The sequence below is a fragment of the Streptomyces sp. NPDC107528 genome (assembly GCF_055639295.1).
The window spans coordinates 404039-423976 of the sequence record NZ_JBVKAV010000007.1; the positions used below are offsets into that span (position 1 = coordinate 404039).

The 19938-nt window shown below is 71.2% G+C and carries 19 protein-coding genes; 6 read left to right on the plus strand and 13 right to left on the minus strand.

Annotated elements, in window-relative coordinates:
• Positions 1-12: 12 nt before the first annotated feature.
• The 9 genes from ACZ7L5_RS24265 to ACZ7L5_RS24305 form a co-directional block, all read right to left on the minus strand.
• Entirely contained in the window at positions 13-465 is a 453-nt protein-coding gene (locus ACZ7L5_RS24265; protein ID WP_471518701.1) for a DUF3574 domain-containing protein, read from the minus strand.
• A 30-nt stretch (positions 466-495) separates the two neighbouring features.
• Entirely contained in the window at positions 496-1833 is a 1338-nt protein-coding gene (locus ACZ7L5_RS24270) for an ABC transporter ATP-binding protein (protein WP_471518702.1), read from the minus strand.
• 163 nt (positions 1834-1996) lie between these two features.
• Positions 1997-2866 (minus strand): class F sortase, encoded by an 870-nt coding sequence (locus ACZ7L5_RS24275; protein ID WP_471518703.1) that lies wholly within the window; start codon positions 2864-2866, stop codon positions 1997-1999.
• On the minus strand, positions 2856-3455 hold the full coding sequence (locus tag ACZ7L5_RS24280) for a hypothetical protein (RefSeq protein ID WP_471518704.1): 600 nt from the start codon (positions 3453-3455) through the stop codon (positions 2856-2858). Before ACZ7L5_RS24280 ends, ACZ7L5_RS24275 begins: the two co-directional genes overlap by 11 nt.
• A gap of 100 nt (positions 3456-3555) precedes the next feature.
• Positions 3556-4794, minus strand: coding sequence for an MFS transporter (locus ACZ7L5_RS24285; protein ID WP_471518705.1), 1239 nt, complete (start codon positions 4792-4794; stop codon positions 3556-3558).
• Positions 4795-4835: 41 nt separating this feature from the next.
• Complete coding sequence (locus ACZ7L5_RS24290) at positions 4836-6329, minus strand: CitMHS family transporter (protein ID WP_471518706.1); 1494 nt, start codon at positions 6327-6329, stop codon at positions 4836-4838.
• A gap of 103 nt (positions 6330-6432) precedes the next feature.
• Positions 6433-8670, minus strand: a complete 2238-nt coding sequence (locus ACZ7L5_RS24295) for a molybdopterin oxidoreductase family protein (RefSeq protein WP_471518707.1) — start codon at positions 8668-8670, stop codon at positions 6433-6435.
• Between the two features lie 167 nt (positions 8671-8837).
• Positions 8838-9452 (minus strand): TetR/AcrR family transcriptional regulator, encoded by a 615-nt coding sequence (locus tag ACZ7L5_RS24300; protein ID WP_471518708.1) that lies wholly within the window; start codon positions 9450-9452, stop codon positions 8838-8840.
• Positions 9449-10078, minus strand: coding sequence for a hypothetical protein (locus tag ACZ7L5_RS24305; protein WP_471518709.1), 630 nt, complete (start codon positions 10076-10078; stop codon positions 9449-9451). The genes ACZ7L5_RS24300 and ACZ7L5_RS24305 overlap by 4 nt, the downstream gene beginning before the upstream one ends.
• Positions 10079-10239: 161 nt before the next feature.
• On the opposite strand from ACZ7L5_RS24305, the gene hmgA reads away from it, so the two are divergent.
• The 3 genes from hmgA to ACZ7L5_RS24320 are packed head-to-tail and all read left to right on the plus strand — an operon-like array spanning position 10240 to position 13538.
• On the plus strand, positions 10240-11592 hold the full coding sequence (gene hmgA / locus ACZ7L5_RS24310) for a homogentisate 1,2-dioxygenase (protein ID WP_471518710.1): 1353 nt from the start codon (positions 10240-10242) through the stop codon (positions 11590-11592).
• 27 nt (positions 11593-11619) lie between these two features.
• Positions 11620-12369, plus strand: coding sequence for a GntR family transcriptional regulator (locus tag ACZ7L5_RS24315; RefSeq protein WP_362380951.1), 750 nt, complete (start codon positions 11620-11622; stop codon positions 12367-12369).
• 26 nt (positions 12370-12395) lie between these two features.
• Positions 12396-13538, plus strand: a complete 1143-nt coding sequence (locus tag ACZ7L5_RS24320; protein WP_471518711.1) for a type ISP restriction/modification enzyme — start codon at positions 12396-12398, stop codon at positions 13536-13538.
• On the opposite strand, the gene ACZ7L5_RS24325 is transcribed toward ACZ7L5_RS24320, so the two are convergent.
• Positions 13535-14251 (minus strand): TetR/AcrR family transcriptional regulator, encoded by a 717-nt coding sequence (locus ACZ7L5_RS24325; protein WP_471518712.1) that lies wholly within the window; start codon positions 14249-14251, stop codon positions 13535-13537. The genes ACZ7L5_RS24320 and ACZ7L5_RS24325 overlap by 4 nt on opposite strands.
• 63 nt (positions 14252-14314) lie before the next feature.
• On the opposite strand from ACZ7L5_RS24325, the gene ACZ7L5_RS24330 reads away from it, so the two are divergent.
• Together ACZ7L5_RS24330 and ACZ7L5_RS24335 are read left to right on the plus strand one after the other, a co-directional pair.
• The gene (locus tag ACZ7L5_RS24330; RefSeq protein ID WP_471518713.1) at positions 14315-15304 is read left to right on the plus strand and encodes an ATP-binding cassette domain-containing protein; all 990 of its coding nucleotides are present in this window, start codon (positions 14315-14317) and stop codon (positions 15302-15304) included.
• On the plus strand, positions 15301-16083 hold the full coding sequence (locus ACZ7L5_RS24335) for an ABC transporter permease (protein WP_362380947.1): 783 nt from the start codon (positions 15301-15303) through the stop codon (positions 16081-16083). Before ACZ7L5_RS24330 ends, ACZ7L5_RS24335 begins: the two co-directional genes overlap by 4 nt.
• Positions 16084-16385: 302 nt before the next feature.
• On the opposite strand, the gene ACZ7L5_RS24340 is transcribed toward ACZ7L5_RS24335, so the two are convergent.
• The 3 genes from ACZ7L5_RS24340 to ACZ7L5_RS24350 form a co-directional block, all read right to left on the minus strand.
• A complete protein-coding gene (locus tag ACZ7L5_RS24340) occupies positions 16386-16655 on the minus strand; it encodes a hypothetical protein (RefSeq protein ID WP_328882664.1) in 270 nt (89 codons plus the stop codon).
• A gap of 126 nt (positions 16656-16781) precedes the next feature.
• The gene (locus tag ACZ7L5_RS24345; protein WP_471518714.1) at positions 16782-17612 is read right to left on the minus strand and encodes an anti-sigma factor; all 831 of its coding nucleotides are present in this window, start codon (positions 17610-17612) and stop codon (positions 16782-16784) included.
• Complete coding sequence (locus ACZ7L5_RS24350; RefSeq protein WP_190073442.1) at positions 17609-18151, minus strand: sigma-70 family RNA polymerase sigma factor; 543 nt, start codon at positions 18149-18151, stop codon at positions 17609-17611. The genes ACZ7L5_RS24345 and ACZ7L5_RS24350 overlap by 4 nt, the downstream gene beginning before the upstream one ends.
• 209 nt (positions 18152-18360) lie before the next feature.
• Here ACZ7L5_RS24350 and ACZ7L5_RS24355 point away from each other — a divergent pair, with 209 nt between their 5' ends.
• Positions 18361-19896, plus strand: a complete 1536-nt coding sequence (locus tag ACZ7L5_RS24355) for a DUF4331 domain-containing protein (RefSeq protein WP_471518715.1) — start codon at positions 18361-18363, stop codon at positions 19894-19896.
• Positions 19897-19938 lie beyond the last annotated feature (42 nt).

The following is a 19938-nucleotide window of genomic DNA, read 5'->3' on the forward strand; positions in this document are numbered from 1 at the left end:
TGGCCCCTGGCATCAGAAGTCCACCCTGGCTCTGTCGTCCACCCTAGCCACGGCCTCCTGGCCGAACTGCTTCCCGTACGCCCGGCGGATCTCCTCGATCTTCCGGTCGTTCGCGGCGGCCCGGTCGACCGGGTACAGGAGGATCAGTTCGTACGACCGCTCCTTCTCGATCGCCCCGCTCGCGTCCCGCCACTGCCCGCGCCCGCTCTGCAGGGTCAGGCCGTCCGGGAAGTCCGGCGTGACCTCCTTGTCGACGAAGGCCATGAACTGCCGGTCGGTGACGGCCGGGCCGCCGTCGGGGCGCGCGGTGCCGAAGAAGAGCCGCGTCTCGACGTACGAGTCCCCCCGCGACGGCGCCGAGGCGGTTGTGTCGTCGAGGGTGGCGTACGCCGCGGGCGCGCCGACGGCCAGCAGCAGACCGGACACCGCCAAGGCGGTCCTGGTTCGGGTGAGTTGCAGGGTCATGCACCCATGACTACCTATGCCCGAGATGTCTCATTCATCCAGATCCGGAAGCCGCGCCGGGGCGGGACAAATACGTTCGCCGTGCTGGTCGAAGACGAACAGGTGGGCGATGTCGACCAGGAGCGGAACCTGCATGCCGTGCCGCAGGTCGATGTCGGGCGTGGTGCGCACGATGAGGTCCCCGGGGAGCCGCCCCTCGGGCGGCGCCGCGTCGGGAGCGGCGTCGGCCGGATGGTCCAGCGTCACCACCGGCCCGGCGCGCAACGCGCCCGCCCGGCTGCGGAGCCGGTCCAGCACCGTGCCGGCGTCACGGCGGCGGCGCCGGACCGGCGGCACGGGGCGCGGCGCCTCCAGGTCCGGTACGACGGCCGACTGGGAGCCGGTGTTGAAGTGGACGAGGACCTCGTGGCCCTGGAACTCCACGTGCTCGACGAGGCCAGTGATGTGCACCTCGCCGGGGCGGGCGGTGGCGGGCGAGGCGATCCGCACCGCCTCCGAGCGCAGACCCACGATCACCTCGCGGCCCTGCCGGACGCGGAGCAACTGGTGGTCCAGGGACAGGGGTTCGGGCAGCCGGAGGTACTGCTTGCCGAGGCTGATGGTCATCGCGCCGTCCAGCGGGGCGCGCACGAGGCCGCGCAGGAGGTTGATGCGCGGGGTGCCGATGAAGGCGGCGACGAAGACGTTGCGGGGCAGGGCGTACACCGAACGCGGGGTGCCGACCTGCTGGAGGACGCCGCCGCGCAGGACGGCCACCCGGTCGCCGAGCGACATCGCCTCGGCCTGGTCGTGGGTGACGTACACCGTGGTGACGCCCAACTTCCGCGTGAGGGAGGAGATTTCGGCACGCAGGTGGTTGCGCAGCTTGGCGTCGAGGTTGGACAGCGGCTCGTCCATCAGAAAGGCCGTGGGGTGACGGGCGATGGCCCGGCCCATGGCGACACGCTGGCGTTCGCCGCCGGAGAGCTGGGCGGGGAAGCGGTCGAGGAGGTCCTCGATGCCCAGCATGCGGGCGGTGGCGTCCACCCGCGGGCGGGGATCCGCGCCGGGCGACTCGATGCGCAGCGGGAAGCCGATGTTGTCGCGGCTGGTCATGCTCGGGTAGAGGGCGAAGTTCTGGAAGACCATCGCCATGTGCCGGTCGGCGGGCAGCAGGTCGTTGGACCACTCGCCGTCCAGCAGCAGCTCGCCCTCGTCGATCTCCTCCAGGCCGGCGATCATCCTCAGCACGGTGGACTTGCCGCAGCCGGAGGGCCCGAGGAGGACGAGGAACTCGCCGGGCTCGATGTCCAGCATGAGCCGGTCCACGACCCGGAGGCCTCGCGTGTACGACTTGCTCACGTGGTGCAGGGATATGGCGCGTGTCATGACGGCTGCCCCCGGGGGCTCATTTGCTCCGCGGTCGAACGCCTCGTGCGGGTCGTACGGGGCGTATGAGTCACGGAAGTTAACGGAATGTGTGCGGCTGGGGGAAGGGACTGGGCGCAATCGCGCGTCGCGGTCGGGCAAACGAGAAAGCGGACGGCCTGGTTCAGCGCTTGTCGGCCACCGCGCGCGGCTCACGGGTCGCGGTGAGATGGGCGAAGACGACGAGGTTGCCCGAGTAGCCGGTCCGGCGGTCGTAGTTGCCGCCACAGGTGATCAGGCGCAGCTCGGGTCGGCTCCGGGAGCCGTACACCTCCCGGTTGGGGAACTTGTCCTTCTCGTACGACTTGATGGCGTCCACCTTGTAGACGGCGCTCCGGCCGTCGGCGCGCCGGACCTCGATGCGTTTGCCGCGCTTCAGCTCGCCGAGACCGCCGAACACGGCCGGGCCGGTGTTCGTGTCGAGATGGCCGACCGCGATGGCGGTGCCCTGCTCGCCGGGTGACGGCCCGTCGGCGTACCAGCCGGCCACTTCGGGCTCGCTCTCGGGGGGCGCGGGCAGTCGCCGCTCGCCGTCGAGGCGCAGGTCGATGAGGGTGGCGTCGACGCCGATGTAGGGGATGACGAGGCGGGTCGCACGCGAGCGGGGCAGGGGGCGGGGCGAGGCCGGGCGCTTGACGGCCTTCCCCTTACCGGCGGGGCTCGGGGGCGGCGGGGAGGGACTGCCGGCCGCGCCTGCGGGCGGAACCTCCGTTTCGGAGCGAGTGGGCTGCGGGGGCGACGCCTCGCGGGCGGCGGCGCCCGGGTCGGTGGGGCCGGGACGGGAGTCGGCGCCCGCCCCGCCGGCACCGGACCCGGTGCCGGCGGACTGGACCTCGGAGGCCTCGGGGGAGCCCGGAGCGGCCGTATCCACTCCGGGCCGCTCGTGGTCGCACCGGACGCCGACCACCACCAGCGCGGCGGCCAGTACGGCCGTCCTCGTCAGACGGTAGGCACGCCTGCGGTACCAGGGCCTGCGTCGCCTCCTACGCGCCATGCGTACGGCGACGGAGCCGGAACCACATCACCCCGCCCACAGCGGCGAGGCCGACGACGCCGGCGCCGGCGACCGTGGTGAACGCCTCATCGCGAGCGATGCCGCCACCGCCGGCGGGCGGACCGCCCTGCGGGCCGGGCGAGGGTGTCGACATCGAGGACCGGCAGTCGACCGTGAAGCTCTTCTCCCGCTCGGGGGCCGTGGCGCCCGGGTACGTCCAGTAGAGCCGGTACTGCCCGTCGGGCAGCGTCAGGTCCACGGAGTGGCCGGCGCCATTCGCGAGGTTGATGGTCCCGGTGAGCCCGGCAGCTCCGCCGGCCGGGGGTTCGGCCGCGATGCGGTAGGTGGCGGTGGTCACCTCTTCGAAGTTGACGGCGTCGAGGTAGAACCGGCAGACACGCGGCTCGTCGATCGCGTCTCCGTACGGCGTGCGCGCGACCCCGTCCCACGGCGCCGTGTGGATCTTGATGGTGGCATTCTCCTGTGCGCCCGCCGTCGGCATCCCGGAGAGCGGTGTGAGCGCGGCAGTGAGCGCCGTGACGGCGGCGATACGCAGTCCGGCGCGGCGTGGAAGAGGCGTGGTGGGCATGCGAGTCCTCCGAGTCAGACGATTTTCGTACAAATCGCGCTTTGCCTGACTCTCTTTCACATGCGCGCGACGAATCGGGGGAGCATCGCCCTACGACCCGTCAGATACCACTCTTTCGCCGCAATGCCGGTCTGGCTCCGCCCCGCTCACCGCCGCCCTCCGCCTCCCCCGCCGGCCTCGCCGGCGCCCGCAGCGCGACCCCGGCCGACAGCAGCAACAGCGCCCCCAGCATGACGAAGGGCGCCGCCACGCCCGCGAGGCCCGCTATCAGGCCCGCCGACGCGGGCGCGGCGACCTGCCCGAGGCGGTTGCCGGTCAGCCGCAGGGCGAGGGCCGTGGAGCGGGCGCCGTCGGGGGCCGCCCGGACGACCGTCGTCATGGAGAGCGGCTGCCCGACGCCGAGGCAGAAGCCGAGAACCGCCAGGACCAGGGCCAGCGCCCACACCGGCACCGGCAGCGCGATCCCGGCGCACAGCAGGGCCGCGAGCAGACAGGTCACGGTCAGCAGCAGGGCCCGGCCGAGCAGCCGCAGCAGGGGTGTCAGGACCAGTCGGCAGGCGATGGTGGCCGCCGCGCGCAGACTGAGCAGGAGGCCGATCACGGACGGGGCGATGCCGCGGTGCTCGCCGACCACCGGGAGGTAGGCGGTGAGGATGTCGGTCGCGGACAGCACGGCGAGGCTGATGAAGATGCCGGCGGGCACACCCCGGGCGCGCAGGATGCGCCGGACGGGGACGCGCTCGCCCTGCTCCTTGCCGGACTCGGACGCGGTACGGCTCTCTATGCGCCACAGCGAGGTCAGCGCGACCGCGCCGCCCGCACCCGCCACCAGCAGGGCGAGTGCGCTGGTCCCCGCCATGTCCCGGCCGCCGATCAGCGCGCCCGCGGCGATCGGGCCGACCAGTTGGCCGAGCGAAGCACCGATGGTGAAGTGGCCGAAGTTGCGGTCCTGTTCGTGCGGGGCGGACTGGCGGGCCACGAGCGACTGGGCGCCGATGACGAAGCAGAGGTGGCCGAGGCCCATGACCCCGCTCCAGATCGCCATCGCCCACAGGGAGTCCGCGAGGCCGCTCATGGCGCAGCCGCCGGATATCAGGACGACACCGACGGGCAGCAGCGGCGCACAGCGGCCGTGGTCGGTGCGGCGGCCCAGCGGGACGGCGACGAACAGCGGGAGCAGGGCGTACAGCCCCGCGATCACGCCGATCGCCCGCTCGTCGGCGCCCAGCGCGAGGGCCCGGTAGGAGACGGCGGGCCGGGCCATCGACACCGCCCCCTGCGCGAAGCTGAAGGCGATGACGAGACGGAGCAGCCAGCCGCGGTTCCCACCGGGCGCCATGATCGTGTTCCTTCCAGACTTGAAGGTGCTTGCTCGCGGGGTCAGATGATTCCGAAGAGCATTCCCGCCGCGAGGATGATGAGGCAGGTGAGAGCCGCCCACTTCACCACGAACTTGGTGTGGTCGCCGAACTCCACCTTGGCCATGCCGACCAGGACGTACACGGCGGGGACGAGCGGGCTCGACATGTGCAGCGGCTGGCCGACCAGGGAGGCACGGGCCATCTCCAGCGGGGTGACGCCGTGCGCCGCGCCGGCCTCGGCGAGGACCGGCAGGACGCCGAAGTAGAAGCCGTCGTTCGACATGAAGTAGGTGAGCGGGAGGCTCAGAACACCGGTGACCAGGGCCATGTGCGGGCCCATGCCCTCGGGGATGACGTCCACCATCCACTTGGCCATGTGGTCGACCATGCCGGTGCCCTGGAGGACGCCGGTGAAGACTGCGGCGGCGAAGACCATGCCGGAGACGTTGAGGACGTTGTCGGCGTGGGCGGCGAGGCGGGCCTTCTGGTCCGGGATGTGCGGGAAGTTGACCGTCAGGGCGAGCGCGGCGCCGAGCAGGAACAGCACCGGGATCGGCAGCCACTCCATGATCATGGCGGTGAGCAGGGCGCCGGTGAGCAGCGCGTTGAACCAGTACAGCTTGGGACGCAGCGTGGGCCGGTCCGGGTCGAGGACCTGGAAGCGCTCCGCGTCGCCCTCCTCGTCGTCGTCCTCGGCGTCGTCCTCGGCGTCGTCCTCGGCGTCCGTGCCGGAGCCGGCGCCGCCGGTGGCCTTGCCCGTACCGGAGGCACCGGAACCGGACCCGGACCCGGCGCCGACGAGAACCGTCTCGGTCTCCTTCTCCTCGGCCTTCTCCTCGACCAGGACCTGGTCCAGCGTGAGGACACCCAGGCGCTTGCGCTCGCGCAGGCCGAGGAAGTACGAGAGGACGAAGACGGCCACGAGACCGACGGCGAGGGCCGGGATCATCGGGACGAAGATGTCGCTGGCGTCGAGCTTGAGCGCGGTGGCGGCGCGGGCGGTCGGGCCGCCCCACGGCAGCGTGTTCATCACGCCGTTGGCCATCGCGGCGACACCCGTCATCACGACCAGGCTCATCTTCAGGCGCTTGTACAGCGGGTACATCGCCGAGACGGTGATCATGAAGGTGGTCGAGCCGTCGCCGTCGAGCGAGACGATCGCGGCGAGGATCGCCGTGCCGACCACGATCCGCATCGGGTCCGCCTTGGCGAACTTCAGGATCCCGCGCACGATCGGGTCGAAGAGGCCGACATCGATCATCACACCGAAGTAGACGATCGCGAACATGAGCATCGCCGCGGTGGGGGCGAGGTCGGTGACGCCGTCGAGGACGTAGTCACCGAGCTTGGCGCCCTTCCCGACGAAGACGCAGAACAGTGCCGGAATCAGCACGAGCGCCGCGATCGGCGACATCTTCTTCATCATGATCAGGACCAGGAAGGTCGCGATCATGGCGAAGCCAAGGATGGTCAGCATGAGTGGATACCTAACGTTCGCCCTTGAACGACCCACCAGGGCCGGCGGTGCGTTGACGTTAGGTCCCGTCAAGCGGCGTTAACAAGACGTTGACATGCGAGCAATAAGCGCAAAACTGCTGGTCACAGCTTTGCACTGCTCACAGCGCTGATCCCGTGGCGAGTTTTACCGGTACGCCGTTGAGGACCGCGTTGCCCGAGAGCGGGTCGAGCAGGCTGCCGTCGAGGAGCTGGTTGACGTTGACGCCGGGGTCCTTCAGCGCATGGTTCAGCCGGGTGCCGGGGCGGCTGTGGCCCCAGCCGTGCGGCAGGCTGACGACACCGGGGCGGACCGCGTCGGTGACCTCGGCCTCCGCGACCACCTCCCCGCCGGCGCCCTTCACGCGCACGGGCGCCCCGTCCCGCAGTCCCAGCCGCTCGGCGTCCTCGGGGTGGATGTGCAGGGTGCAGCGGTTGGTGCCGCCGGTGAGGGCGGGCACGTTGTGCATCCAGCTGTTGTTGGAGCGCAGATGGCGGCGGCCGACCAGGACGAGCCCGTCGGTGCGCTCGCGCAGGGCCGCCCGCAGCCGGGGCAGGTCGTCGGCGATGGGCCGCGGCAGCAGCTCCACCTTGCCGCTGACGGTCTTCAGCGGCTGCGGCAGCCGGGACTTCAGCGGCCCGAGGTCGATGCCGTGCGGATGCGCGAGGAGCCTGTCCAGGGCGAGTCCGTCCGGTCGTACGCCGAAGCCGTCGCCGTACGGGCCGAGGCGCAGCATCATGTCGAGGCGCCGCTCGGGACCGTTCACGCCGGTGAGCTGAGCTGCGAGTTCCTTCGGGTCGCGGCCGTGGACCGGGGAGTGCGGCTCCTTGACCGCCTTGCCGAGGGTCTGGTCGATGACCAGCGTGTCGACCGCGGCCGGGTCGGCGCGGTGCATGCCGGTCGCGGCCAGGACCAGCCGGGCCAGGATCTCGGACTCGGCCATCCGGCCCGGCTCCAGTGGGACCGCGGGGCGGGTGTAGCGGACCTGGTTGCGCACCGCGAGGGTGTTGAAGGCGAAGTCGTGGTGCGGGCTCTGTGAGGGCGGGGGCGGCGGCAGCACGACCTGGGCGTGGCGCGAGGTCTCGTTGAGGTACGGGTCGACGCTGACCATGAAGTCGAGCGAGTCGAGGGCCTTGTCGAGGCGGTCGCCGTCGGGGGCCGACAGGACCGGGTTGGCGGCGACCGCGATGAGGGCGCGGACCGGCTCGCCCTCGTCGGTGGCCGTGTCGATCTCCTCGGCGAGCGCGGACAGCGGCAACTCCCCCTTGGCCTCGGGGTGTCGGCTCACTCGCGAGTGCCAGCGCCCGAGCGCGAAGCCGTGGCCGGGCCCTGCGGGGCGGGGCGTCTTGTCGGTGGCCGCCTGCGGGAAGAGGGCGCCGCCGGGGCGGTCGAGGTTGCCGGTGAGGATGTTGAGGACGTCGACGAGCCAGCTGGCCAGGGTGCCGTGCGGGACGGTGCAGCTGCCGATGCGGCCGTAGACGGCGGCGGTGGGGGCGGCGGCCAGCTCGCGGGCGAGGGCGCGGATCGTGCCGGCGTCCACGTCACAGGCGTCCGCCACGGCTTCGGGACTGAAGCCCCGTACGGCGTCGGGGAGTTCATCGAGACCCTGGAGGTGCGGCGCCAGCTCACCGGGGGCCACGAGCCCTTCCTCGAAGAGGACGGATGTCATCGCCGCGAGGAGCAGCGCGTCCGTGCCGGGCCGGATCGCGATGTGCCGGTCGGCGAGCTTGGCGGTGCGGGTGCGGCGCGGGTCGATGACGGTGAGGGTGCCGCCGCGGGCCTTGAGCGCCTTCAGCTTGCCCGGGAAGTCGGGGGCGGTGCACAGGCTGCCGTTGGACTCCAGCGGGTTGGCGCCGATGAGGAGCAGATGGTCGGTGTGGTCCAGGTCCGGCACGGGGATCGCGAGGGCGTCGCCGTAGAGCAGGCCGCTGGAGACGTGCTTGGGCATCTGGTCGACCGTGGACGCGGTGAAGATGCTGCGGGTGCCCAGGCCGGCGAGCAGGACCGGCGGGTAGAGCGCGCCGGCCACGGTGTGCACGTTGGGGTTGCCGAGCACCACGCCCACCGAGTTCGGCCCGTACCGCTCGACGACCCCCCGGACACCGGCGGCGACCGCGTCGAACGCCTCCTCCCAGGTGGCCTCGCGCAGCTCGCCGTCCTTGCGCACGAGCGGGGTGCGCAGCCGGTCGGGGTCACCGTCGACGGCCCCGAAGGACGCGCCCTTGGGGCAGATGAACCCCTGGCTGAACACGTCGTCGCGGTCACCACGGGCGCCGGTGACCGCGGTCCCCTCGATGGCGAGCGTCAGGCCGCAGGTGGCCTCGCACAGGGGGCAGATGCGCAGTGCGGTGCGGGACACGGGTCCTCCCGGGGTGGCGGCGGCGGTGACGCACGGGCGAGGCCGAGCATACCGACCGGTATGCACGGAGGGGAGTCCTCGCGAGGGGTGAGGTCGGAAATTCGCGAGTCGGAAATTCGCGAGCCGTCAGCCGGGCGGAGCGTCCGCGCGGCGCCCGGGCAGGGTTGTCAGTCCAGCACCCGCGCCAGATACGCCCGCAGCATGTCGCGCGCCTCCTCGATGATCCGTTCGTCGCCCTCCGGGGCCACCCGGAACGCGAGGTGGACCAGGGTGTCGGCGGTTTCGACGGCGATGAGGAAGATGCGGCGGAGGTCCTCGTCGGGTTCGCGGCCGAGGTAGCCGGCGAGCAGGTCGGTGAGCGCGTCGGCGACGCGGTGGTTGGGCTCGCCGCGGGTCCCGACGGGGATCTGGTTGCCGAAGTCGACGAGGGAGAAGCCGGGGGCGGTGCGCTTCATGGCGATGTACTCGTCGAGCACGGCGTCCATCGCCGCACGCCAGCCGCCGTCGCCGGCCTCCTTGAGGCGCTCGGTGACACGGGCGGCGTACCGCTCCAGGTTGCGCTGCGCCAGGGCGTCGGCCATCTGGCGTTTGTTGCCGAAGAACCGGTAGACCGAGCCGATGGGCACGCCGGCGCGCTGGGCGACGGCCCGGGTGCTCAGATCGTCGTAGCCGACCTCGTCGAGGAGGTCGGCGCAGGCGTCCAGGATCCTGGTGAGCCGTTCGGCGCTGCGCCGCTGCACAGGCGCCCGGCGAAGCGTGTCTGGGTGGGGCACGGTCTTCATGATGCCTTTCCGCCTCGGTCCGGTGAACCTCGGCCCCCTGTACGGAAGCGGGTACCCGGCGTGCTCAGTGCCGCGGCGGACGCTGTCGACGCGGACTCCGGCGTCACGGTCGTCTCCGCCCCCGATGCCGTGATGTCGGCCGTGCTCTCGACAGGGTCGCCGTCCACGGCCCACACCGTGCCGTCGTCCGCGTACAGCCGGACGGTGACCTGGTGCGTGCCGCGTGGCACGAGCTCCGCCGGGAGACGGTGGTCGGGGCTGCGCAGCCCGGCGACCAGGCGGTCGTCCACGTAGAGGTACGCGAGCCCGCGCCCGGCGACCGCCCGCGCCGGCGCACCTGCGGGCGAGAAGCGGAAGTTGCGGACCGTCAGCCGTACGTCCCAGCCCCGGTCGCCGCCGTCCGGGTCCGGCTGCACCTCGATGCCGACCTCGGGGGCGTCACCCTCGTCCACCGCGCGATAGTGCCGCCCCTGCTCGTCGGTGTCGTCGAGGACCTTGCCCACCGGGGAGGGCGAGACCGCGTTCGCACCCTGGTGCCGCGCGTCACCGGAGCCGCAGCCCGCGGATCCGGTCAGCAGCAGGACACAGACCGCGAGCGCGGCGAGCAGGGTCCGCGTCCACGACATGCCCGGGAGACTAGAACACCGGCCCGACAGCCGGATCCCCCTGGAGTCGGGTTCCCGCCCGTTTCTCGTCGTCCCCGCAGAGGAGGTCCGGCGGATCACTTGCGCCGATGAAATCGCAATCCTACGGTGAAGCATAGGAATCAGATCTCGAGGGAGCGATCATGAGCGATGGGGGTACCTCCCGCGCGAGCGGGTTCGAGCGTGGGGGAGCGCGGAAGACCGCCGAAGGGCTCACCTACCTTTCCGGTTTCGGCAACGAGCACAGTTCGGAGGCGGTGCCCGGCGCCCTTCCCGAGGGCCGGAACTCACCCCAGCGCGCCCCGCTGGGGCTGTACACGGAGCAGCTGAGCGGTTCGGCGTTCACCGAGCCGCGGGCCCACAACTGCCGCTCCTGGCTGTACCGCATCCGCCCGTCGGCCGCCCACCCGGCTTTCACCCGCACCGACAACGACGCGATCCGTACGGCGCCCTTCACCCAGTCCGAGCCGGACCCGAACCGGCTGCGCTGGAACCCGCTGCCCGAGCCCGCTCCCGGAACCGACTTCCTGGCCGGCCTGTGGACCCTGGGCGGCAACGGCGACGCCACCCAGCGCACCGGTATGGCCGTGCACCTGTATCACGCCACCTCCTCGATGGACCGTGTCTTCAGCGACGCCGACGGCGAGCTGCTGATCGTGCCGGAGCAGGGCGGACTGCTGCTGCGCACGGAGTTCGGGCTGCTTCATGTGGAGCCGGGACATGTCGCACTGATTCCGCGTGGGGTGCGCTTCCGTGTGGAGCTACTGGATGACTCCGCCCGCGGCTATGTGTGCGAGAACTACGGTGCCCCCTTCCACCTCCCCGACCTCGGCCCGATCGGCGCCAACGGCCTCGCGAACGCACGGGACTTCAAGGCGCCGGTGGCCGCGTACGAGGATGTCGAGGGCCCGGTGGAGGTGGTGAACAAGTTCTGCGGCAACCTCTGGACGGCCACCTACGACCACTCCCCGCTCGACGTGGTCGCCTGGCACGGCAACCATGTGCCGTACATCTATGACCTGCGCCGTTTCAATGTGATCGGCACCATCTCGTACGACCATCCCGACCCGTCGATCTTCACGGTGCTGACGTCCCCGTCGGACACACCGGGCCTCGCGGGTGTCGACTTCGTCGTGTTCGCCCCGCGCTGGCTGGTGGGTGAGGACACCTTCCGGCCGCCGTACTTCCACCGGAATGTGATGAGCGAGTACATGGGCCTCATCGAGGGCGCCTACGACGCGAAGGCGGAGGGCTTCGTGCCCGGGGGCGGGTCGCTGCACAACATGATGTCGGCGCACGGCCCGGACCGGGAGACGTTCGACCGGGCGAGCGCGGCCGAGCTGAAGCCGCAGAAGATCGACGACGGTCTTGCGTTCATGTTCGAGACGCGCTGGCCGGTCACCCTGACCCCGCACGCGGCCGGCGCCGAGCACCTGCAGAAGCGCTACGACGACGTCTGGCACGGCATGGAGCGGCACTTCCGCCCCTTGCAGTAAAGATCCCCGACCGGTACGGATGGCCCCGTGACCTCCTTCGCCCCGGACTCCATCGTCCTGAACCGCAAACTGCCGCTCTGGTACCAGGTGTCGCAGTCACTGCGCGCCTCGATACTGGGCCGCCGGCCGCAGGACCCGCTGCGCCTGCCCACCGAGGAGCAGTTGGCGGAGCACTACGGCGTGAGCGTGCTGACCATGCGCCAAGCGCTGAAGGAGCTGGAGGACGAGGGCCTGATCACGCGCCACCGCAGACGCGGCACCTTCATCGAGCCGGACGCCCTCCCGGGCGCCCCCGTGCGGCTGCTCGGCTCGGTGGACGCGATCGTGGCCCAGCAGTCCGGGATGGTCACGGAGCTGCTGGAGCACGGCACGGCACCCGTGCCCGCCGAAGTCGCCGAGTTCTTCCCGGATCTCGACGAGGTGGCGACGTACCACCGCCTGCGCAGTGAGGAGAAGTCGGGCGAGCCGACCAACCACGCCCGCAATTACGTCCGCCCCGAACTCGCCGCGCGCATCGACCTGGACGACCTCGTCCGCTGGCCGATGACCAAGGTGCTGCGGGACGTGGTCGGGGCGGACATCAGCCGCATCACGGACACGGTGGAGGCGCGCCTCGCCGACCCGGAGACGGCACGGTTGCTGCAAGTCCCGCTGCTGAGCCCGATCCTGCACTACACGGGCGTGACGTACGACGCGCAGGGCCGGGTCCTGGACGCGGCGGTCATCCACTACCGCGGTGACCGCTTCTCCTTCACCGTGACCCTGGACGCCACCTGACCCATGTGTCGTAGCCAGGTCGTACGATGCCCAGCGTGACGCACGACGACGCTCCGCTGCTGGCGGACCTCATGCCGTGGTCCGTCGCACCGCCGCGGCTCGGCCGGGGGTGGCCGACGGGTCCCGACGCGGCTTCCCTGAAGGCCCGCTGGGACGCCTTCGTGAAGGCCGAGGGCCCGGACCGGGACACCCTGCTGGAGCCGACGCGCTCCCGCACCCTGCACTCGGCGGTCGGCCAACTACCGGGCCGGCCCACCGGCACGGAGAAGCTGATCCGCGCCTCGGGTCCTTGTCCGGAGCCGGTGCGGGTCCTGCACGCCCCGTTCGACGAGCAGTGGCTGATCCCCGACCACCGTCTGATCGACGCGGCCCGCCCCGAGCTGTGGCGGGTGGCGGACGAGCGCCAGGTCTTCGTCCTGGAGACCCCCGACTCCCCGCTGCTGGCGACCTCCCTGCTGCCGCTGCTCCGCCCGGGACGTGTCCGCCCGCTGTACCGCCGCCCCGGCGGCACGGAACCCAACCTGGCCCCGGGCCTGCTGCCACACCTCGCCTCCCGGCTGGGCCACTCCCCCGCGCCGGCGGACGTCCTCGCCTGGATCCTGGCCGCCGCCCGCCCCGACCTCACCGTCCCGCTCCCGCGGGACCCCGAACTCTGGGCGCGAGGCGTCGAGTCGGGCCACCGCATGCTCTGGCTGATGCTCCGCCACGGCGACCGCCCGAAGCTCCCCGGCGGCCGTCGCCCCTACGTCCGTGCCCCGCTCCCGGCCCGCCCGCTGACCCTGCACTACGACCGCGACGAGGAGGCCCTCCACGTCGACGGGGGCCGCATCTCCCCCGTGCCGCCGGAGGCCTGGGACTTCGAGATGGCCGGCGCGAAGGTTCTGGAGCAGTGGTTCGCAGCCCGGGTCGCAGAGCCCGAGCCCGGCACGCTGGCGGCGATCCGCCCGACGACCTGGCCGCAGGCGTGGACGTCGGAGCTGCTGGAACTGATCACGGTCCTGGCCCTGCTGGCGGAACTGCGGCCGCTCCAAGAGGAGTTGACCTCCGCCATCACCGCGAACGACCTCCACGAGGCCGGAGTCCTGCCGGTGCCGGGGGCGGCGCGCAGGCCGGCATCAGTGCTGGACGGGCACGAGGAGGGCCCGGAGGGACAACTCGCGCTGATCTAACGCGGGTCGGGGTCGAAGGCGTCCAGCACCCGTTCGAGCGCCCGCGCGAACACCGCCTCCAGATCGATCGGCCCGCTGTCCGCCATGAAGGCCGCGGCCAGCCGCGGATAGGCGCCGGTGGCGACCTGGCTGCCGAGGTAGGCGATACGGACCGCGTTCTCCTCCTCCTCGGACCAGGGCATGGCACGGGTGCGCTCGGCGGTGGCGATCTCGTTCTCGGTGTACGTCGTCACCACGCCGTTGAGCAGCGCGACCAGCTCCATCTTCACGCTGTACGGAACGTCGAGCGGTTCGAGACAGGCCAGGCAGTGCTCCAGGTAGCGCAGGGTGTTGGGGCTGAAGCCGTACACCCCTGACATCAGCCGGGGCACCCAGGTGTGACGGCGCATGATGGCCCGGGTCTCCTGCGCGTTGCGGATCATGTCGGCACGCCAGTCACCCGAGGGCTCCTGGATGTCGTGCTCGGCACCGATCGCGTCGATCATCAGCTCGTACAGGTCCTCCTTGCGGGGGACGTAGTTGTAGAGCGACATCGTCCCGCAGCCCAGCTCGGCCGCGACATGTCGCATGGACACGGCATCCAGCCCGCCGGTGTCGGCGATCCGCACCGCCGCAGCCGCGATGTCCGCCCGCGTGAACGCGGGCCTGGGGCCACGCCCGGTCCGCTCGGGACGCGCCCAGATCACTTGGGGTTCGGCCGCCTTGCCCGCCATCGATCATCACCTCGGCCTCCATCCTAGTTACGTACAGCGTACGTAGTGCGCTATGGTCGACCCATGACTTCTACGTACGCTGTACTTAGTGAAGGCCTGGAGAAGCGATTCGGCGAGGTCCACGCCCTGCGCGGACTCGATCTGGCCGTCGCGCAGGGCACCGTCTGCGGCCTCCTCGGCCCGAACGGCGCGGGCAAGACGACAGCCATACGGCTCCTCACCACGCTGCTGCGCCCCGACGCCGGGTCGGCCCGCATCGCCGGGCACGACCTGCTCCGGGACCCCGCGGCCGTCCGCCGCAGCATCGGCGTCACCGGCCAGTACGCCTCGGTCGACGGCGACCTCACCGGCCGCGAGAACCTCCGGCTGTTCGCCCGGCTGCACCGGGTGCGCGGACCGGCCGAGCGGGCCGGTGAACTGCTGGACCGCTTCGGGCTGACCGAGGCGGCCGACCGGCAGGCGTCGACGTACTCGGGCGGGATGCGGCGCCGCCTCGATCTGGCGGCGAGCCTCGTGCGCCGCCCCGACGTGCTGTTCCTGGACGAGCCCACGACCGGCCTCGACCCTGCCAGCCGCAACCGGATCTGGGACGCCGTGCGGGAGCTGACCGCCGACGGCACGACCGTGCTGCTGACCACGCAGTATCTGGAGGAGGCCGACCAACTCGCCGACGACATCGCACTGGTGGACAGGGGGCGGGTCGCCCACACGGGTTCACCGGCCCAGTTCAAGGCCGCCATCGGCGCGCACGTCGAGGTCGTCGTCACCGATCCGGACGTCATGGTGAAGGCGGCGGCCGTGCTGGACCAACTGACGGGCGCCGAGCCGTCGTTCGACCACGAGCGGCGAGCCGTCGGCACGGTCACCCGGGACGCCACGCTCACCCTCCCCCGCCTGGTGCGTGAACTCGACGCGGCGGGTGTGCCGTTGCTCGACGCCCGCATCGAACCACCGACGCTCGACGACGTGTTCCTGCGACTCACCCAGGAATCCCCGGAAGCCCAGGAAGCCCCGGAAGCCCCGGAAGCCCGAGAAGAGGAGCGTGCCGCATGAGCACCCTGGCGTACGACGGCGGCGCGATGCTGGGCCGGCAGCTGCGGCGGATCCGCAACAACCCGGGGCTGCTGGTCCTGACCCAGACCATGCCGATCACCATGCTGCTGTTCTTCGGCTACGTCTTCGGCAGCGCGCTGGCGATGCCCGGCGAGGAGTACCGCTCCTTCCTGGTGCCGGGGCTGCTGGTGGCGACCGCCGCGAACGGGATCATGACCGGCATGTTCCAGGCCGCCCAGGACACCCACCGCGGCGTGATGGACCGCTTCCGGACGCTGCCGATGAGCCGGGCCGCCGTGCCGCTGGGACAGGCGGCGGCGGATCTGCTGGTGACGGCTGCCGGAGCGGTGCCGTTCCTGCTGGTCGGGGTCGCGGTGGGCTGGCGGATCGAGGGGTCCGCGCCGGCAGCGGTCGGCGCCGTGGGGCTGTTGCTGCTGTTCCGGTTCGCGACGACGTGGGTCGGAATCTTCCTGGGGCTGCTCACGCGGAACGAGGAGGCCGCCGGTCAGCTCGGCGGGGCGACCTTCATCCTGCCGCTGCTGTCCAACGCGTACATTCCGACCGAGGGCCTGCCGGGCTGGCTGCGCACCCTCGCCGAGTGGAATCCGATCAGCGCGGTGACCATGGCCCTGCGGGACCTCTTCGGCAACGCGCCGGTACCGGACGGTGCCGCCTGGCCGGTCGCCCATCCCGTCGCCGGGTCGCTGGCCTGGTGTGCGGTGCTCATAGCGGTGTTCGCACCGCTCGCGGTACGCCGGTACACGCGCGGGGAGCGGTGACGTACGGCGACCGAATGACGCGACGACCGTGTTGGCGGCCCGGTGGGTCGCCGACACGGTCGTCGGCTCGTGCAGGGTGGCCCGTCAACGTCCGTACGTGACCGAGGTGTTACGTGGGGCGGACGTGGGCCGGGGAGCGGGGTGGGTGGATTTCAGGGTTTGGGCCCGCGCCGAGGCAGCGCTCCGAGGTGCCGCTGCGTGCCGTTGGGGATGACGGCGACGACAGCGCGGCGTGACGCCGGGTCGGAGCGGGTTGTCGAGCGCGGGCCTTGCGAGGTCGTCAGGGGGAACGCCGGTGTGAGTCAGCGTCCGCCGAACAGCGAACGACGCAGTCGACGCAGCGGGGCGAAGAGCGAGACGCGGCGGACTCGCGCACCCCGGTCGCTGCGCGCGTGCGTGGTGTCACGACTGGTCAGCTCACGCATCAGCGAGGTCGCTTCGGCCGCCTCCGTCTGCGGCACGGCGGGACCCGCCAGCACCGAGAGATGGCGGTCGAGGCGCGAACTGGTCGCGCTGCTCCCGCAGGTGATCGCAGGGACCCTGGCCCTGCTGCGCACTGTTATCTGATCCATGTCACTCCCCACCCGTACGAGTCCACCCGGCCCGGGCAGGTTAACCCTATCGCCCCGGCGGGGCACTCGTGTATCGCGGTCACAGGATTCACCTTCCCCGTAAGGGTGTTGACGACTCGTCGTTGATTACTCTCCGAATCCGACCGATTTCAGGGCGAGTTGGACAACGGGCTGGCTGGTGGGTTGCGGAGACCCTCCGTCCGGCTCCACGGTCACAGCCAGTGACGTCGCCGACTTGTCGAGACCGGACGCCAGCAAGGGCGTGTCGCCCTCGAAGAGCCCGAGGGAGCGCGGTTGCACCTCGGGGCGCATCTCCCAGAGCTGGTGCACCCGGCCGCTCGGCAGATCGCCGTAGCCGCTCAGAGTGACGATCGCGCTCCCCGCCGATGCGGAGGCGACCACTCCGATCGTTCGCCCCTCAGCGTCCTCGCCGGCGGTCGCCCGGGCGTCGGGCGCGGCCAGAACGTTAGCGATCTCACTTGCCTGCGCACGCTGGGCGTCCAGCTGGTCCTGCGTCCTGGTCGCCTGGACGGCGAAGAGGGAGGCGACGACGAGGGCCGCGGCGGCCGTGAGGGTGGCGAACGGCGCCAGCAAAGGGCGCGTCCTGGTCGCACGGGTGCGCGGCGGCGGCTGGTTCCCCCACACATGCGGCGGCAGCTGAGTGGCACGCGCGTGTGCCGGCTCCCGGCCGACGGCCTGCCCGGCGGACTCCTGCGGAGTCGACCGTACGGCGGCCAGGACCCGGTCGCGCATCGCGGCGGGCGGTGCGGCAGCCGTCGACCAGGCGAGGCGCACGGCGTCCTCGGACAGGGCGCGCACCTCGGCGGCGCAGACGGCGCAGTTCCTCAGGTGCTTCTCGAAGCGGTACCGCTCGCCGGGTTCCAGGGCGTCGAGGGCGTAGGGGGCGGCGAGGGAGTGCAGGTCCTCGCGCCGGAGCAGTCGGTCGACGAAACTCACGCGACACCTCCCAGGCACTTGCGCAGCTGGGTGAGTCCGTCGCGCATCCGGGTCTTGACCGTGCCGAGCGGCAGGGAGAGCCGCTCGGCCACTTCACGGTATGTGTAGCCGTCGTAGTAGGCGAGGGTGACGGACTGGCGTTGCAGGGCTGTGAGCCGCTCCAGGCAGCGCCGCACCCACTCGCGTTCGAGGCCGGCCTCGACCTCCTCGGCGACATGGTCGAACGCGGGGTGGTTCGCGCGCAGTGCCTCGCGCTGCTCGCGCTCGCCTGCCGCGCGGGCGCTGCGCACCCGGTCCACGGCGCGGCGGTGGGCGAGGGTGAGGATCCACGACAGTGCGCTGCCCCGGCCGGGGTCGAACTTGGCGGCGGACCGCCACAGTTCGAGCAGCACCTCCTGCGCCACCTCCTCCGACTGGGCGGGGTCGCGCACGACGCGCCGTACGAGCCCGAACACCGGTCCGGAGACCAGCCCGTACAGCTCCTCGAACGCCTTCTGGTCCCCGCCCGCCACGAGCACCAGCAGCTCGTCCGCCTCCAACTCGTCTCCCCCTCCAGCCAGACCGCATCTCGGCCGTCTTGTCCCACGAGGTATTCGCAACGAACACACCTCCGGATGGGGTTACGGATCAACGAACCGAAAACGCGGGTCGAGCAGCCGAGAAATTTGTTTTCGAGATCGACCAATCCGGCCCGCCCCCGGCTCCGAATCCCGGTGCGTCAGGCAAGTTGGCACTGAGGACGGACAGCATGACACCTAATTCCAGGAGCGGTGCGGGACGCAAGGGCCTCGCGACCCTCGTATGCGGTGCGCTGGCCGCCGGGGGGCTCGCAGCCGCCGGCGTGACCGCGCTGGAACCGGGGGCGGCCTCCGCCTCCAGCCACCGCGAGGCCCCGCTCATCTCGGGGACTCCGCAGTACGACAACACGGACGTGTACGCGTTCGTCAGCCCGGACAAGCCGGACACGACGACGATCGTCGCGAACTGGATACCGTTCGAGGAGCCCGCCGGCGGACCCAACTTCTTCACGTTCGCCGAGGACGCCCAGTACGACATCCACATCGACAACAACGGTGACGCGCAGGGCGAGCTGCTGTACCGCTTCACCTTCAAGACGCACGTCAAGAACAAGAAGACGTTCCTCTACAACACGGGTCCGGTCGAGAGTCTGGACGACCCCGACCTCAACATCACGCAGACGTACGACGTAGAGCTGCTGAAGCTGAAGGACCAGCACCTGGTCTCGAAGACGAAGGTCGCCAACGACGTGCCGGTGGCGCCCTCGAACGTCGGCAAGGCGTCGATGCCGGACTACGCCAAGCTGCGCGATCAGGCCGTGCACAAGCTCGCGGGCGACGCCTCTTCGTTCGCCGGGCAGGCCGACGACCCGTTCTTCCTGGACCTGCGCGTCTTCGACCTGCTGTACGGCGGGAACCTCTCCGAGGTCGGCAACGACACGCTCAAGGGCTACAACGTCAACTCCATCGCCCTGCAGGTCCCGACGCACATGATCGCCGAGTCGGCGGACCAGCCGATCGTCGGCATCTGGTCGACGACTCAGCGCAAGAACGCGCAGGGCCACTTCGAGCAGGTCTCGCGCCTCGGCAGCCCGCTGGTCAACGAGGTCGTCAACCCCATCAAGGACAAGGACAAGTTCAACGCGTCCTCGCCGTGGGAGGACGCCCAGTTCCTGAAGAACGTCACCAACCCGGAGCTGCCGAAGCTCATCGAGGCGATCTACAAGATTCCGGCCCCCGACGAGCCGCGCAACGACCTCGTCGACGTCTTCCTCAAGGGCGTGAAGGGTCTCAATCAGCCTCCGCACGTCACGCCTTCGGAGATGCTGCGCCTGAACACCTCGATCAAGCCGACCGCCGAACCCAAGCGGCTCGGTGTCCTCGACGGCGACAACGCCGGCTTCCCGAACGGCCGTCGCCTCACCGACGACGTGATCGACGCCTCGCTCCAGGTCGTCGAGGGTGAACTGCTCGGAGCCAAGAACGACCTGGGCGACGCCGTCGACAAGAACGACAAGGACTTCGAGAAGGCCTTCCCGTACGTCGCCCTCCCGACCGAGGGTTCCCGCGGCCCGCTCGCCAAGGGCACGGACGGCGAGACCGACGTCCGCAGCCAGCTCGGCGACGCGCTGCAACCGGCGGGTGCCTCCGGCGGAACGGACGACATGACCCTGATCGCCGGTTCGGCAGGCGCCGGAGCGCTGGGAATCCTGCTGATCGGCGCGGCCCTGTTGTGGTGGCGCCGGATGCGGGACCGGGCGTACTAGGCGCTGAGTCCCCCCAACTGGCGCGGCCCGCGCAGTACTCAT

Coding starts and splice junctions, on each gene's coding strand:
- ACZ7L5_RS24265 (WP_471518701.1), bottom strand. CDS start 465: ATGACCCTGCAACTCACCCGAACCAGGACCGCCTTGGCGGTGTCCGGT.
- ACZ7L5_RS24270 (WP_471518702.1), bottom strand. CDS start 1,833: ATGACACGCGCCATATCCCTGCACCACGTGAGCAAGTCGTACACGCGA.
- ACZ7L5_RS24275 (WP_471518703.1), bottom strand. CDS start 2,866: ATGGCGCGTAGGAGGCGACGCAGGCCCTGGTACCGCAGGCGTGCCTAC.
- ACZ7L5_RS24280 (WP_471518704.1), bottom strand. CDS start 3,455: ATGCCCACCACGCCTCTTCCACGCCGCGCCGGACTGCGTATCGCCGCC.
- ACZ7L5_RS24285 (WP_471518705.1), bottom strand. CDS start 4,794: ATGGCGCCCGGTGGGAACCGCGGCTGGCTGCTCCGTCTCGTCATCGCC.
- ACZ7L5_RS24300 (WP_471518708.1), bottom strand. CDS start 9,452: ATGAAGACCGTGCCCCACCCAGACACGCTTCGCCGGGCGCCTGTGCAG.
- ACZ7L5_RS24305 (WP_471518709.1), bottom strand. CDS start 10,078: ATGTCGTGGACGCGGACCCTGCTCGCCGCGCTCGCGGTCTGTGTCCTG.
- hmgA (WP_471518710.1), top strand. CDS start 10,240: ATGAGCGATGGGGGTACCTCCCGCGCGAGCGGGTTCGAGCGTGGGGGA.
- ACZ7L5_RS24320 (WP_471518711.1), top strand. CDS start 12,396: ATGCCCAGCGTGACGCACGACGACGCTCCGCTGCTGGCGGACCTCATG.
- ACZ7L5_RS24325 (WP_471518712.1), bottom strand. CDS start 14,251: ATGGCGGGCAAGGCGGCCGAACCCCAAGTGATCTGGGCGCGTCCCGAG.
- ACZ7L5_RS24330 (WP_471518713.1), top strand. CDS start 14,315: ATGACTTCTACGTACGCTGTACTTAGTGAAGGCCTGGAGAAGCGATTC.
- ACZ7L5_RS24335 (WP_362380947.1), top strand. CDS start 15,301: ATGAGCACCCTGGCGTACGACGGCGGCGCGATGCTGGGCCGGCAGCTG.
- ACZ7L5_RS24340 (WP_328882664.1), bottom strand. CDS start 16,655: ATGGATCAGATAACAGTGCGCAGCAGGGCCAGGGTCCCTGCGATCACC.
- ACZ7L5_RS24355 (WP_471518715.1), top strand. CDS start 18,361: ATGACACCTAATTCCAGGAGCGGTGCGGGACGCAAGGGCCTCGCGACC.